Origin of the sequence: Massilia sp. DWR3-1-1 (assembly GCF_049898325.1) — a bacterium.
GTDB lineage: Bacteria > Pseudomonadota > Gammaproteobacteria > Burkholderiales > Burkholderiaceae_D > JAFCUW01.
In genome coordinates this window covers 144,071-159,188 of sequence record NZ_JAFCXL010000009.1, presented here as the reverse complement: position 1 = coordinate 159,188, position 15,118 = coordinate 144,071, and the positions used below count along the sequence as shown (strand labels likewise).

At 66.2% G+C, this 15,118-nt stretch carries 9 protein-coding genes and 1 tRNA gene; 7 read left to right on the top strand and 3 right to left on the bottom strand.

Going from position 1 to position 15,118, the window contains the following annotated elements:
• Position 1: 1 nt before the first annotated feature.
• Both ACP7EY_RS11795 and ACP7EY_RS11790 read left to right on the top strand, forming a co-directional pair.
• Positions 2-4,921, top strand: a complete 4,920-nt coding sequence (locus tag ACP7EY_RS11795) for a two-component regulator propeller domain-containing protein (RefSeq protein WP_426193679.1) — start codon at positions 2-4, stop codon at positions 4,919-4,921.
• A 63-nt stretch (positions 4,922-4,984) separates the two neighbouring features.
• Positions 4,985-5,695, top strand: a complete 711-nt coding sequence (locus tag ACP7EY_RS11790; protein WP_426193677.1) for a response regulator — start codon at positions 4,985-4,987, stop codon at positions 5,693-5,695.
• Positions 5,696-5,788: 93 nt separating this feature from the next.
• Here ACP7EY_RS11790 and ACP7EY_RS11785 read toward each other — a convergent pair whose 3' ends face one another.
• A complete protein-coding gene (locus ACP7EY_RS11785; protein ID WP_426193675.1) occupies positions 5,789-7,462 on the bottom strand; it encodes a diguanylate cyclase domain-containing protein in 1,674 nt (557 codons plus the stop codon).
• Between the two features lie 131 nt (positions 7,463-7,593).
• Complete coding sequence (locus ACP7EY_RS11780) at positions 7,594-9,180, bottom strand: methyl-accepting chemotaxis protein (protein WP_426193673.1); 1,587 nt, start codon at positions 9,178-9,180, stop codon at positions 7,594-7,596.
• Positions 9,181-9,985: 805 nt separating this feature from the next.
• On the opposite strand from ACP7EY_RS11780, the gene ACP7EY_RS11775 reads away from it, so the two are divergent.
• Positions 9,986-10,207: a hypothetical protein gene (locus ACP7EY_RS11775; RefSeq protein WP_426193671.1), complete on the top strand. Its 222-nt coding sequence runs from the start codon at positions 9,986-9,988 to the stop codon at positions 10,205-10,207.
• A gap of 319 nt (positions 10,208-10,526) precedes the next feature.
• Positions 10,527-10,766 (top strand): hypothetical protein, encoded by a 240-nt coding sequence (locus ACP7EY_RS11770; protein ID WP_426193669.1) that lies wholly within the window; start codon positions 10,527-10,529, stop codon positions 10,764-10,766.
• A gap of 220 nt (positions 10,767-10,986) precedes the next feature.
• On the opposite strand, the gene ACP7EY_RS11765 is transcribed toward ACP7EY_RS11770, so the two are convergent.
• Positions 10,987-11,061 (bottom strand) — tRNA-Arg (locus ACP7EY_RS11765).
• A 237-nt stretch (positions 11,062-11,298) separates the two neighbouring features.
• Between ACP7EY_RS11765 and ACP7EY_RS11760 the strand changes: the two genes are divergently transcribed.
• The 3 genes from ACP7EY_RS11760 (at position 11,299) to galE (ending at position 15,102) form a co-directional block, all read left to right on the top strand.
• Positions 11,299-13,203 (top strand): ATP-binding cassette domain-containing protein, encoded by a 1,905-nt coding sequence (locus ACP7EY_RS11760; protein WP_426193667.1) that lies wholly within the window; start codon positions 11,299-11,301, stop codon positions 13,201-13,203.
• 55 nt (positions 13,204-13,258) lie between these two features.
• Positions 13,259-13,948 (top strand): CAAX prenyl protease-related protein, encoded by a 690-nt coding sequence (locus ACP7EY_RS11755; RefSeq protein ID WP_426193665.1) that lies wholly within the window; start codon positions 13,259-13,261, stop codon positions 13,946-13,948.
• A 155-nt stretch (positions 13,949-14,103) separates the two neighbouring features.
• The gene (galE, locus tag ACP7EY_RS11750; RefSeq protein WP_426193664.1) at positions 14,104-15,102 is read left to right on the top strand and encodes a UDP-glucose 4-epimerase GalE; all 999 of its coding nucleotides are present in this window, start codon (positions 14,104-14,106) and stop codon (positions 15,100-15,102) included.
• Positions 15,103-15,118 lie beyond the last annotated feature (16 nt).

The window sequence follows — 15,118 nt, the reverse complement described above, 5'->3', positions numbered from 1 at the left end:
CATGGCCGCCCCGAACCACGCGCCCCGGCGCCTGCTGCTGGCCCTGTTGCTGTCGCTGGTTTTTTGGCTGCCATTGCTGGCCACGCCGGCCGGCGCGGCGCCGCCGCGCAGCCTGCGCTTCGAGCAGCTCAGCGTCGAACATGGCCTGGCGCAGGAATCGGTGCTGGCGGTGGTGCAGGACCGCGACGGCTTCATGTGGTTCGGCAGCCAGTCCGGCCTGTCGCGCTTTGACGGCTACCGCGTCATCACCTATCACAACGAAGCGAACGTCAGCAACAGCCTGGCCAACAACTGGGTACGCGTGCTGCACGTCGACGGCGCCGGCCGCATCTGGATCGGCACTGACGGCGGCCTCGATCGCTTCGACCCCGCCAACGGCCAGTTCACCCATTTTGCGCCGGCCGAGCCGGGCAAGCGGGGCAACGGCAACCGCCACATCCACGCCATCGTCGACGACGGCAAGGGTGGCCTGTGGCTGGCCACCGCCGACGGCCTGCAGCACTTCGACATCGCCAGCGGCAGCTTCAAGGTCTGGCACCGCCAGGCCGGCGTCGCCACCAGCCTGGCCAGCAACACCGTCAAGGCACTGGCGCTCGATGCCGGCGGGCGCCTGTGGATCGGCACCAGCGCCGGCCTGGACAGCCTGGCGCCGGGCGCCAGCGTCATCGACCATCACGCACTGAGCGATGTCGACGCCAAGCGCAACAATGTCTCGGCGCTGCTCGCTGACGCCACCGGCACCCTGTGGATCGGCACCATGGCGGGCCTGGAAACGTGGAAGCTGGCGGCCGGGCCGGCCGGGCGGCGCCGGCTGGGCGCCGCCGAAGCGATCACCAGCGGCGAAATCACGGCGCTGTTCCAGGACGCCGACACCACCGTCTGGGCCGGCACCCATGATGACGGCCTGTACCGCTGGATGCCGCAGGTGCGCCGCTTCGCCAATCACCGCAACGAGCCGGCCGACAGCCACAGCCTGGCCGACAATTTCGTCTCCTCGATCTACCGCGACCGGGTCGGCACCTTCTGGGTCGGCACCTGGTATGCCGGCGTCTCGCGGGTCGACCTGGGCAGCGGCGGCTTCACCCGCATCGTCAAGGCCGACGGCGCCCCCTCGATTTCCGACAACAAGGTAAGGGCGATCATCGACGACGGCGCCGGAAAACTGTGGCTGGGGACCAATGACGGCCTGAATCACTACGATCCCGCCTCGGGCGCCAGCCGCCTGCTGCGGCACCAGCCGGACCAGCCGAACAGCCTGGCCGACGGTCCCTTGAGCGCGCTGGCGCGCGACCGCACCGGCCGGGTGTGGGCGGGCGGGCGCGGCGCGCTCACCAGTTACGACCCGGCCAGCGGCGTGTTCCAGCGCCGCCAGGTGGCCGGCGGCGACGCCGATGGCGAAACCGTGCGCGCGCTTCTGGTGAGCGCCGACGACAAGCTGTGGATCGCCAGCCGCGGCGGCCTGCACCGGCTCGACCTGGCCAGCGGCAAGGTGCGTACCTTCCGCCACGACCCGGCCGATCCGGCCAGCCTGGCCGACAACGTGGTGCGGCCGATGCTCGAGGAGCCCAATGGCCAGCTGTGGGTCGGCACCTTCGACGGTCTCGACCTGTTCGACCCCGCCAGCGGCACCTTCCGCCACTTCCGCCACGAAGCGGGCGTGCGCGACAGCCTCAGTCACGACGAGGTGCACCACCTGCTGCGCGACGCCCGCGGCGACATCTGGGTCGGCACCGCCGGCGGCATCAACAAGATGATCAAGGGGCCCGACGGCGCCATTCGCTTTCGCCGCTACCGCACCGCCGACGGCCTGGCCGACGACGCCGTCGCCGCCATGATCGAGGACGAACTGGGCAACCTGTGGATCAGTTCGAGCACGGGCTTGTCGCGCTTTTCGCCGCTGACCAATCGCTGGCGCACCTACAACGCGGGCGACGGTACCACCGAAGGCGCCTACTTCGACGGCGCCGCCGCCAGGGCGCCCGACGGCACCCTGTATTTCGGCGGTTTCAACGGCGTCACCGCCTTCAATCCGCGCGCCGTCACCGACAACCTGCTGGCGCCGCGCGCCGTCATCACCGGTTTCCAGGTATTCAACAAGCCGGTCGAGCAGGTCCACCCGGGCCTGCTCAAGGGGCCGATCGAACACGCCACCGCCGTCACCCTCGACAGCGCCGACTCGGTGTTTTCGCTGGAGTTCTCGGCGCTCCATTACGCCGCCCCCCAGCGCAACAAATTCGCCTACCAACTGGTCGGCTTCGACGAGGCCTGGGTCAACACCGACGCCAGCAAGCGCTTCGCCACCTACACCAACCTCGATCCGGGCACCTACACGTTTCGGGTCAAGGCGGCCAACAAGGACGGGATCTGGAGCCCGCAGGGCGCCAGCCTGAGGATCGTCATCCGCCCGCCCCTGTGGAAGACCTGGTGGGTGCGCACGCTGGCGGCCCTGCTGGCGCTGGGACTGGGCTTTGCCGCCTACCGTTCGCGCATGCGCGGCCTGCGCCGCCAGAAGGCGCACCTGGAGGCGCAGGTACGCCAGCGCACCGCCGAAATCGGCCAGCAGAATCGCCTGCTCGAGCGCCAGAAGCTCGAACTGGACGCGCGCCGGCGCGAGGCCGAAACCCAGCGCGCCGGCGCCGAGCAGCGCCACCTGGACGCCGAGCGGCAAAAGGCTGAACTGCAGCAGCAAAAGGAAAACGTCGAACTGGCGCACCGGAACATCTCGATCCTCTCCGAGATCGGCCGCGAGATGACCGCCACGCTCGACATGGAAACCATCATGGACATCGTCTACCGCCACGTGCAGAACCTGATGGACGCGCGCATTTTCGGGATCGGCATCTATCACGCCGAGCGCGAGGAAATCGACTTCGCCTTCACCGTCGACCAGGGCGTGCGCACCCCGCGCTACCAGCGCTCGATGCACCAGCCGCACCAGCTGGCGGTGTGGTGCCTGACCCACAAGCGCGAAGTGTTCATCAACCACCGCGCGCTCGAATACGAGGCCTACATCGGCGCCCCCGAGAACGACGTGCTGGCCGACCTGGCGCGCATCGACGGCACTCCCGGCTCGGTGACCGAGTCGGCCATGTACGTGCCGATGATGGTCAAGGAGCGCGTGATGGGGGTGCTGTGCGTGCAAAGCGTGCTGCCCAACGCCTACCGCCGGGTGCACCTGGACATGCTGCAAACGCTGGCTGCGCACGCCGCCGTGGCGCTCGACAATGCGCACGCCTACCGCCAGCTCGAGGAGATGGAACAGCAGGTGCGCCTGAACACCGACGAACTGGCGCTGGCCAACCGCGCCCTGCAGGAAAACGACGAGCGCCTGCGCCTGGCCAAGCAGCGCGCCGAGGACGCCACCCGCCAGAAGTCGGAATTTCTGGCCAATATGAGCCACGAGATGCGCACCCCGCTGGCCGGGGTGATCGGCATGCTCGGCTTCGCCCTGCGCGACGCCCGCCTGCACGACGGCACCCGCGAGCAGATCGTGCGTGGCCAGGCCAATGCCCAGGTGCTGCTGGCGATCATCAACGACCTGCTCGATTTTTCCAAGATCGAAGCGGGCAAGCTCACCGTCGAGGGCATCGACTTCGCCCTGGCGGCCACGCTCGAGACGGTGGGCACCCTGTTCGAGGAGCAGGCGGCGGCGCTGAGCGTGAGCTTCGACATCGTGCTCGAGCCGGACTTGCCCCGCTACGTCACGGGCGACCCGGCCCGGCTGCGCCAGGTGCTGGTCAACCTGGTCGGCAACGCCTTCAAATTTACCGAGCGGGGCGCGGTGTTCGTGCGGGTTGAGCGGTTGGCCGAGGCGGCGCCGCGGGCGGGCATCAATATGATACAGTTTTCGGTGCAGGATACCGGAATCGGTATCGCACTGGAAGCGCAGTCGCGCCTGTTCCAGAAGTTCGAGCAGGCCGACAGCACCACCACCCGGCGCTACGGCGGCACTGGCCTGGGTCTGGCGATTTGCCGCCAGCTGGTCGAGCTGATGGGCGGCGCCATCAGCGTGGTGAGCGAGCAGGGCAAGGGCAGCCGTTTCAGTTTTGTCCTGCCGCTGCCGGACGGCAGCGCGCCGGTCGAGCCGCCGCCGACGGCGCGCCTGCGCCACAGCCACAGCCTGCGCGTGCTGTGCGCCGAGGACTTCCCCACCAACCAGATCATCATCCGCATGATGCTGCAGGACCTGGGCCACCAGGTCGACATCGCCGACAATGGCCTGCTGGCGCTGGCCGCCTGCGCCCGCCAGCGCTACGACGTGATCCTGATGGATGGCCGCATGCCCGAACTCGATGGCGCCAGCGCCACCCGGTCGATCCGCGCCGGCGGCCCGCCCGAGGCGCCGGTGCAGGACCGCGAGCTGATGATCATCGCCCTCACCGCCAACGCCAGCGAGGAAGACCGCGCGCGCTACCTGGCCGCCGGCATGGACGATTTCCTGACCAAACCGATCGACGAGGACGCGCTGCACCAGCACCTGTGGCGCGCCATCGAGCGCCAGCTGGCGCGTGGCATTGCGCTCTCGCCGATGGCGCCAGGGTCGGCCACGCCGGTGGCCGACCCTGGCGCCATCGGCGTGGCCGACCTCGACGCCATGTTCGGCGTGGTGACGGCCGCGGGCGGGCGCGCCGGCGAGCTGGCGGCGCGCCTGCTGGCCGCCTTCGCCGCCGACCTGCCGGCGCGCCGCGTCGAACTGGCCGGCGCCATCGCGCGGCGCGACCACGAGCACGCCGCCCGCGTGCTGCATGGCCTCAAGGGCAGCGCCGCCCACCTGCACGGCAGCACCCTGCAAGGGCCGGCGGGCCAGCTGCAAGTCCTGGCGGGCCAGCTGGAAGTGGCCGCCGATGGCCGCCAATGGGCGCATCTGGAAGCGAGCCTGGTGCGCCTTGACAGCCTGCTCGATGCCTTCGAGCACATGTGAACGGCATGAACTGTCGGAATTTGTTATATTGAACGAAACATTTCTTGGCAGCGGGAGGCGCGCATGAAGGTCCTGGTAGTTGACGACGACGTCGTCTCGCGCATGGTATTGATGCATCTGGTCGACAGTTGCGGCGCTTACGAAATTTTTGAAGCCGAAGATGGCGAAGACGCCTGGGCCCAGCTCGCTGGCGGCCTGCGACCGGCGATCTGCTTTTGCGACTTGCGCATGCCGCGCCTGTCCGGCATGGCCTTGCTGGCGCGGGTGAACACCGAGCCCGCGCTGGCGAGCATGCGCTTCGTGCTGGCCTCCTCGGCCAACGACCACGCCACCATGGCCGAGGCCAGCGGCCTGGGCGCGGGCGGCTACCTGGTCAAGCCGTTCGAACAGGCGCTGGTGCTGGCCGAGCTGGCCGGCCTGACCCCGAACGCCACCCCCGATGGCGAGAGCGCGCGCGCCACCATGGCCCGGCTGGGTATCGACGGCGCCCGCCTGCTGGCCTATCTGGGCGGCTTCGAGCAGCAGTTACAGGCGGCGGCGGGCGAGTTGACCGTGCTGCTGCGCACCGGCCAGTCCGAGCAGGTCCGCGCCCGCCTGGGCAAGTTGCACGCGGGCTGCGTCACGCTGGGGCTGGAAAGCGCGGCGGCGCCGTTCGCCGCCTTCGCCGCTGTCGACGCCTTCGATGTCAGCGCGCCGGCGCAGTTGGAGGCGGCGCTGCGGGCGGCGCTGGCGGCGGTGGCCGAGAAGGCGACGGCGGCGGCGCTGGAGCGCTGAGCGGGCGCCCGCGCCCGCTCAGCCGCGCGACATACCCCTGCAGCGAGCGCTCGCAGCAAGCGGGACGTGCGTCATGGCCCCGTTCAGCTGGACTCAGGCAGCTGGGCCTGGTACAGCCGGCGCCGTGGGCGCGGCGCCGGCGCCCTCATGCGCCGGGTCCTGGCGCAACAGATGCAGGGCATAACGGCCCCGTCCTTCCTGCTTGGCGCGGTACAGGGCGTCATCGGCCAGGCGCAGGAAATCGGCCGCCGTCCGGCCCGCCGAGGGGCCGGCGCAAATGCCGACGCTGGCCGTGGCCCGCAGCGTCACCCCCTCGATGAGGATCGGCTGGCTCATCGCATCGATGATCTTCTGGCCCAGCAGGTGCGGGTCGCAATGGGCGGTGAAGGATTCGAAAATCACCGTGAACTCGTCGCCGGCCAGCCGCACCACCGTGTCGGTGCTGCGCACGGCGCGCCGCAGGCGGCGGGAAAATTCGATCAGCACCGCATCGCCGCCGCCGTGGCCGTGCTGGTCGTTGATGGCCTTGAAATGGTCGATGTCGAGGTAGGCGATGGCCAGCACGCCGCCGCTGCGCTCGGCGCGGGCGAAGGCCAGCGCCATGGCGCTGTCGAAGCGGCGGCGGTTCGACAGGCCCGTCAGCGGGTCCGTCATGGCCTGCGCCGCCAGTGCCGCTTCGGCCGCCTGGCGTTTTTTCGACAGCGCATAGAAGGCCCGGCTCAGGCGGCCGAATTCATCGTCGCGCCGCACATTGAACACCTCCAGGTCGCTGCCCGCGGAGGCGGCTTGCTGGACGTGGCGCTGGAGCGCTCCGAGCGGGCTGAGCAGCTTGGAGATGCCGATCCAACCGACCAGGCCGGCCAGCACCGCCACCACCAGCGCCGTGGCCAGCGCCTGCACGCTGGCCCCGTCAAAGGCGGCCAGCGCCTCGTCCATGGGATAAACACTGGCGATGATCCAGTCGTTGGTGTGCAGGCGCCGGTAGGTCAGCAGGGCGAGCACCCCCGTTTGCGATTGGCCTTCCGTCCAGCCTTCGAAGCCGCGCAGGGCGGCCGCCGTCGCCGCGCGCGTGCCGTCCTTGTCATCGGCCACGCGGGCCAGCAGGCGGCGCTTGTCCGGGTGCAGGATATAGGTGCCGTCGCCCGACAGCAGCGCGACGTAGCCGGACTGGCCCGGCTTGACGGCATTGAGCTGGCCAAAGATGCGCGGACTCGACAGGTCGAGCGAGCCGCTGATGATGAACTTGAGCTGGCCGGCACGGTTGTAAATCGGCTGCGTGATCACCACCACGGGCAGCCCCGTCAGCCGGCTCAGAAACGGCGCGGAAACCACCCCTTCGTGGTAAGCGACCGTATCGCGAAAAAAATCGCGGTGCCTGACATTGAGCGACTCGCCCGTTTTGGCGACGCTCAGGCTGGCGAAGACATTGCCCTGCGGGTCGAACGCGGCAATGTTGGAAAATTCCTCGCGCAAGGTGGCGTGGCCAGCCAGCAGCGCCTGCAGCTGCGCCGGATGCTCAAGGATGGCGTCCGGCATCAGTTCTGCCACCAGGCGCAACAGGGTGCGTTTGGCGTCGAGGTCGCGATCGATATAGGCGCCTGCCGCGGTCAGGGTGGCGTACTGCTCGGCGCCCAGCACGGCGCGCGTTTCGCGCTTGGCCAGCAGCAGCGACGCGGCCGTGACCAGAGCCACGGCAAGAAACACCAGCACCGCCACGGCGAGCGCGATGCGCGTCTTGAGATTGCCCCAGTGCTTGAATGTTGACATCGTGATCTGCAACTGAGTGAAGGTGGGCATCTCGCCGTGAGAGGCAGGGTTAATCATTTATCTCACGCGAATTTAACATAGATGCAGCTTGGCGCAGTGTATTGATCCGAGGAAATCTCCCTGCGGGGGACTCAGGCGATGCGCCGGCGCGCGGACTGGTCGCCTGCCTGCGCCACAGCTGTGCCCAAAGTAAACACGGCCACCACGCGCGACAGCTTGGCGGCCTGTTCCGTCAACGATTCGGCCGCCGCCGACGCCTGCTCCACCAGCGCCGCGTTTTGCTGGGTGACGTCGTCCATCTGGGTGATGGCCTGGTTGATCTGGTCAATGCCGGCGCTTTGCTCGAGGCTGGCGGTATTGATCTCACCCATGATGTCGGTGACGCGCGCCACGCTGGCGACGATTTCATCCATGGTCACGCCGGCCTCGTCCACCAGGCGGGCGCCCGCATCGACCTTCTCGACCGAATCGCCGATCAAGCCCTTGATTTCCTTCGCTGCCGCTGCCGAGCGCTGCGCCAGGTTGCGCACCTCGCTGGCGACGACGGCGAAGCCGCGGCCCTGTTCACCGGCGCGGGCTGCCTCGACGGCCGCATTGAGCGCCAGGATGTTGGTCTGAAAAGCGATGCCGTCGATCACGCCGATGATGTCGACGATCTTCCTGGCCGAGTCATTGATCGAGCCCATGGTCTCGACCACTTGCGCGACCACCTTGCCGCCCCGCACCGCAACGGACGAGGCCGACTGCGCCAGCGTGTTGGCCTGGCGGGCGTTGTCGGAATTTTGCCGCACGGTGGCGGTCAGTTCTTCCATTGACGACGCGGTTTCTTCCAGCGAACTGGCTTGCTGTTCCGTCCGCACCGACAGATCGGCGCTGCCCACGGCGATCTGGCGCGAACCGGTGGCAATGGTGTCGCTGCCGGCGCGCACTTCGCCGACGATGCCCGCCAGGCTCGTGTTCATCGCCTGCAAGGCCTGCAGCAAGTCGCTGATCTCGTCGCTGCCCACGACCACGATATTGCTGCTCAGGTCGCCTGCGGCCACCGTTTGCGCGATGCGCACGGCGTGGTTGACGGGCACCGTGATCGAGCGGCCGATCAGCCACGCCATGGCGGCGGAGATGATGGCGGCGAACACGGTCGCCGCCACCAGCGCGCGCACGGAAAACTGGTATTGCTCGTGCATGGACTGGACGGCGATCTCATTCTGCTCTTCCTGCAAGGCGGTCATGGCGCCCAGCGAGGCCAGCGCGGCGTCCTGCGGCACTTGCACCGTGCCCAGCAAAAACGCGGGCGCCTGCTCCGCCTCGCCGGCATCGACCATGGCCCGCACCTTGTCGAGCAGCGCGATGGTGGCCGGGGTCTCGGTCTTGATCACCGCAAACAGCGCTATGGCCTTCTCGCTGCTCACCTGCGTGGCCAGGCGCGCGAGGTTCGCTTCGATGTTCTTGCGCGCCGTGTCGATTCGTCCGCGCATTGTCAGCAGGACGGCCGGGTCCTTGTAGAGGATGTAGTTGCGCGTCGAGCGGGTAATCAGGTTCAGGTCGAGGAGCGCGCGGTTCGACAGGGCGATCTTCAGATTGTTCTCATTGACGACGACATCCATGCGCGCCTTGGTGGCCGCCAGCGAACTCCAGCCGAAGCCGGCGATGCCGATCAGGATGAGCAGCATGGCGCCAAAGGCCAGTTGGAGACGGGTGCCGATGTTTAACTTGTTCATGGGGTCTTCTGTGAAATACGAAATGAATCAAGGGCAGGTTTTACCAATGCCCTTGCATTGAAACGGCGACCTGAGGGGCGCAAGCGGGCGAGCGCACTACATCAGGGGAGAAATGGCGCGCAGCGGGGCGGCAAGCAGTGTCCGGCACAACACAATGGCGCAGGGGCAGGCAGGTCCAGCGAGCGGCTTGGGGATCGCTCAATGCTTACCCAGAGCACGCGCTCGACGGTAGGCCCGGTCGGGTTGCTGATCATACAGAGCTATTACCTAAACACAACAATCCATTGTGACTATTGGTGGAATTGCCACGCGCGAGGGCGCTGGGACGGCGCCGCGCCATTGCGCCCATGAAAAAGCAGGGCCTCAGATGCTGTCGTGGTGTCGATGTCTTTGTTCGCATGGCCGATACCGCTTGGCACCAGACTAATTGTGAACGGCTGACCTTAAAAGGGATACTCCAGTGGCGGCAGGGAATGGGCGAGAACCCCATGCAAGGGGCCGCGGCTGGGGCTGCCGACTTGCGCAGGATCAATTCGACAAGCATTGCTTGCAGCACACTGATCACACTTTCCAAAACAGAAGATCTGGCCCATTGGGGGGGCGTACTTTACTTCGGGAAGGCCAATTGAAGAGGATAAACAATGACAGTCGATATAGAAAAATTCATAGCGCATTTACGCAAATCCGCCTTGCCATTGTTCGGCAGAGGAATCTGCGCAACCCCTATGCGAGAGGCTTTGGAGGCAGGAGGCGCAAGTACTGTTGGCCACCCGTTCTACGCTAAGTCTACGGAACAATTCTGCGCATGAATGGCTACAGGATCATCGCCAAGGTAAGTGATGATTTCCAGTCCATCAGAAAAGGCGATATCGCAGTGATGAATCCGCCTGAAAATGGCGGGAAAGCCGGACATATTCAAGCATGGGATGGCAGCAACTGGGTATCCGGCTTCGTCCAGCGCGCGTTTTGGCCAGGTCCGGCATACAGAAGAGAGGAGCCGGATTATGAGATCTATCGCCGCCTGTAAAGCGCGGGTCCTGGCCCTGGCAGTATTGACGTTGCTGACGTCCTTCGCGTACGCGTCAGTGGCCGACCAGCCTCCTGCAGTGGCGCGTGATCCGGTGTTCGAACTGCGCTAGAACATCGCCAAGACGCTTTTCGAGCCGCTGCCAGCGCCTCTCTACGATGCCTGCACGGAGATGGCCAACGAAAATGCCAGTCGCCAAAGCTGGATCTTTGCCCGGCTCGACACGCCGGCGGCCGCCTACTACGTGGTGGGTGGCTAATTCATCCGCCATGCCCCCGTCCCGCCTCACTTTCACCCGTATGAGTCCGACGACTACGGTTTGCTGCTGCGCGTGACGGGCGGACGCTGCGACGTGCTCAGTGCGGCGGCGGACAGCTTTTCCCCTATCGGCGATGGCCAGTTGTCGGCCGAGGCCATGGATCTGTTGGCGCGGGATCTGCGGCGGCGCCTGGAGCAAGGGTTTGGCGGCAGCGCGCGCTTGAAACACGCCATGCGCGCGCAAAGAATCGACCTGCGATCCCACCCGCCGGCACTGCGGCGCGCGTTTGCTTCGCCTTGAGCGCCGATCGCGGCGGCGGGGCGCTGTTTCAGCCTTGTCGCCGTCCTTGTCCGTCATCGCGCACGCGTGGTGGGGATAGCGCGCCGTCGAGCTCGCAGCGCCGCGTCAAGCCGAACGAACAAGTTGTGTCTGATAGAGCCGGTGTACCACACCCGGCATCGCTCAAATGAGCGTCAATGATCTCGATGTCATTGAAAATAAACAGGCATTGTGAACCGACTGGTCCCTCCGACTGGAATCGAACCAGTATCCCACGCTTAGGAGGCATGTGCACTATCCATTGTGCTACGGAGAGACGCGGGCACCGCCGGGGAAAACTGGCGGCGCGGCATTACCGTTTTGACTGGGCGATCGCGACGGCGCAGGGCCATCCGGTGTCGTCAATCGAGCGCAATTATAGCCGACCTTTCCCGGCTTTCGGGACTTCGGCGGCCACACCCGGTACAATGCGCACTTCCATTAATTTTCCGGCCCTGCAGCCTGTCGCGCTTTCTCCATGCGATAGCCTCCCGCGCCCAGGCACCCTCATACTATGGCAGTCATTTCCCTCTCGTCGGCGCAGCTCGCGTTCGGCCACGTCGCCTTGCTCGATCACGCCGAGTTTTCTCTCGAAACGGGAGAGCGCGTCGGCCTGATCGGCCGTAACGGCACCGGCAAATCGTCCTTGCTCAAGACTATCTCGGGCAAATTCAAGCTCGATGACGGCTTGCTCGTCATGCAGCAAGGCATCAAGATCGCCTACGTCGAGCAGGAACCGACCTTCGATCCGGCCAGCTCCGTGTTCGACGCCGTCGCCGCCGGCATGGGCGAACAGGCGGCCTGGCTGGCCGAGTACGAGGCGCTCACGGGCCAGTTCGGCCAGGGCGACGACGATGCGCTGATGGAAAAAATGCACGACCTGCAAGTCCAGCTCGATGCGACCGACGGCTGGAGCATGCAGAACAAGGTCGATACCACGCTCGACCGGCTCAGCCTGGCGGGCGAATCGCTGATGGGCACCCTGTCGGGCGGCATGCAAAAGCGCGTGGCGCTGGCGGTGGCGCTGGTGTCGGCGCCGGACGTGCTGCTGCTCGACGAGCCCACCAATCACCTCGATTTCCGCTCCATCATGTGGCTCGAAGGCCTGCTGCGCGATTTTAAAGGCTCGGTGCTGTTCATCACCCACGATCGCAGCTTCCTCGACAACGTCGCCACCCGCATCATCGAACTGGACCGGGGCAAGCTGTTGTCGTATCCGGGCAATTTCTCCGCCTACCAGACGCGCAAGGCCGAACAGCTGGAAATCGAAGAGGTCGAAGCGGCCAAGTTCGACAAGTTCCTGGCGCAGGAAGAAGTGTGGATCCGCAAGGGCGTCAAGGCGCGCCGCGTGCGCGACGAAGGCCGCGTGCGCCGCCTCGAAGCGCTGCGCGCGCAACGCGCCGTGCGCCGCGACCAGCAGGGCCAGGTCAACCTCGTGGTCACCTCGGGCGACCGCTCCGGCAAGATCGTGGCCGACCTGGAAAACGTCTCCAAGCGCTACGGCGACAAGATCATCGTCGACAATTTCAGCGGCACGATTTTGCGTGGCGACAAGGTCGGCCTGATCGGCGCCAACGGCGCCGGCAAGACCACCTTGCTCAAAATGATCCTTGGCGAAGAAACCCCGGACAGCGGCAAGGCCAAGCTGGGCACCAAGCTGCAGGTGGCGTACTTCGACCAGATGCGCGCCCAGCTCGACGAAGAGGCCAACCTGATGGAAACCATCGCCCCGGGCAGCGACTGGGTCGAGGTCAACGGCGCCAAGAAGCACGTGATGAGCTACCTCAACGACTTCCTGTTCGCCCCCGAGCGCGCCCGTTCGCCCGTCAAGTCGCTCTCCGGCGGTGAGCGCAATCGCCTGCTGCTGGCGCGGCTGTTCGCCAAGCCGGCCAACTGCCTGGTGCTCGATGAGCCCACCAACGATCTCGACATCGACACCCTCGAACTGCTCGAAGAGCTGCTCGAAGAGTACACGGGCACCGTGTTCCTGGTCAGCCACGACCGCACCTTCCTCGACAATGTCGTCACCCAGGTCATCGTCGCCGAGGGCGAGGGCATGTGGCGCGAATTCGTCGGCGGCTACACCGACTGGGAACGCGTGAAGGCGCAGACCCCGGCGGCCAAGCCGGCCGCCGTCAAGGCTGCCCCGGCCGCCGCCGCCGCCGCACCGAAGGAAGCGGCAAAAAAGGTCAAGCTCAGCTACAAGGAACAGCGCGAACTGGACGAATTGCCGCTCCTCATCGCCAGCCTGGAAGACGAACAGTCGGCCATCACCTTGTTGCTCAACGCCCCCGACTTCTACAAAACCAACCCGGCCGACGCGCGTCGCATCAACGAGCGCTTCGCGCAGATCGATGCCTTGCTCACGACCGCGCTGGAAAAGTGGGAAGTGATCGAACGGCGCGCCAAGGGCGAGTAAACGGGACAGGGAAGGGCGCGACGCCTTTCCCGCTTGTGTTCTTGTATGATTGGCCATGGAAAATCCTCCCGTCGCCGTCCCGCTGTTCCCCCGCGCCATCGTGGCGCGCTGCCTGCCGTTTCTCATCTACATGGCCTTCATCGCCATCGCCGAGCTGCTCGGCTGGCTGGGCGTCAGCCAGGCCGACCAGCGCTGGCTGTATGCCGTCAAGGTGGGCGCCGTCGCCGTCGCGCTGGCGTATTTCTGGCGCGACTACGACGAATTGCACCGCTGGCATCTGACCGTCGCTTCCACCGCCGTCGCCATCGTCGCCGGCCTCATCGTATTGATCCTGTGGCTGTCGCTGGGCGCCGACTGGATGACCATCGGCAGCGCCGCCGGCTTCGATCCCACCACCGACGGCGACATCGACTGGGCGCTGGTGGCGGTGCGCATCGCTGGCGCCGCCCTGGTGGTGCCCGTCATGGAAGAGCTGTTCTGGCGCAGTTTCCTGCTGCGCTGGCTCGACAACAAGCGCTTCGCCGCGCTCGCGCCAGGCGCCATCAGCATCAAGGCCATCGCCATCAGTTCGGTGTTGTTCGGCGTCGAGCACAACCTGTGGCTGGCCGGCCTCGTCGCCGGCCTCGTCTACGCTTGCCTGTATCGCTGGCACCGCTCCCTGTGGTCGCCCGTGCTGGCGCACGCCGTCACCAACGGCGCGCTGGGGGCCTGGGTGATTGTAACGGGCAGCTGGCACTATTGGTGAGCGCGGGGGCCGAGCGAACCGCCATGGACGGTGCCGACGCATTACAATAATGCTTTTTACAAGCTTTTGAGCGCCGCTGGCGTGGCAAGAGGCGCGCGTGCGCTCTGGTGCTGCGCAGCGGCGCCTCAACGGCCAACTTTCAAGCGAGCGCAATCATGAATATTCTTGTCACCGGCGGCATGGGCTATATCGGGTCCCATACCTGCGTTGAATTACTCAACGCTGGTCACTCGGTCGTCATCCTCGATAATCTGTGCAATAGCGACGCCGCCGTGCAACAGCGCATCGAAGGCATTGCCGGCAAGCCCACCAGCTTCGTCAACGCCGACATCCGCGACCGCGCTGCCGTCGAGGCGGCCTTTGGCGCCCATAAAATCGATGCCGTGATCCATTTTGCCGGCTTGAAGGCGGTCGGCGAATCGGTCGAGCAGCCGCTGCGCTACTACGACAACAACGTCACCGGTTCCATCATCCTGTTCGAGACGATGCAAAAATTCGGCGTCGACACGCTCGTGTTCAGCTCCTCGGCGACCGTCTACGGCGACCCCGCCTCGACCCCGATCACCGAGGACTTCCCCCTGTCGGCCACGAATGCCTACGGCCGCAGCAAGCTGATGATCGAGGAGATGCTGCGCGACCTGGCGCGCGCGCAACCATCGTGGCGTATCGCGCTGCTGCGCTACTTCAACCCGGTGGGCGCCCACGAAAGCGGGCTGATCGGTGAAACCCCGAACGGCATTCCCAACAACCTGGTGCCTTACATCGCCCAGGTCGCCAATGGCGAGCGGGCCCAGCTGTCCGTGTATGGCGACGATTACCCCACGCCCGACGGTACCGGCATGCGCGATTACATCCACGTCGTCGACCTGGCCATCGGCCACGTGAAGACGCTGAGCAAGCTGGCGACAGGGCCGGGCGTGCTTACGTACAATCTGGGGACCGGCCACGGCGTGAGCGTGCTCGAGATGGTGCAGGCCTTCGAACAGGCCTGCGGCAAGTCGATCGCCTACCGCATCGTGGCACGCCGGCCCGGCGATATCGCCAAGTGCTATGCCGACCCCAGCCGCGCCCGTGACGAGTTGGGCTGGACGGCTGAACGCGATATCGCCAGCATGTGCGCCGATTCCTGGCGCTACCAGATCACCGCCAAATAAGCGTACCACGACACGA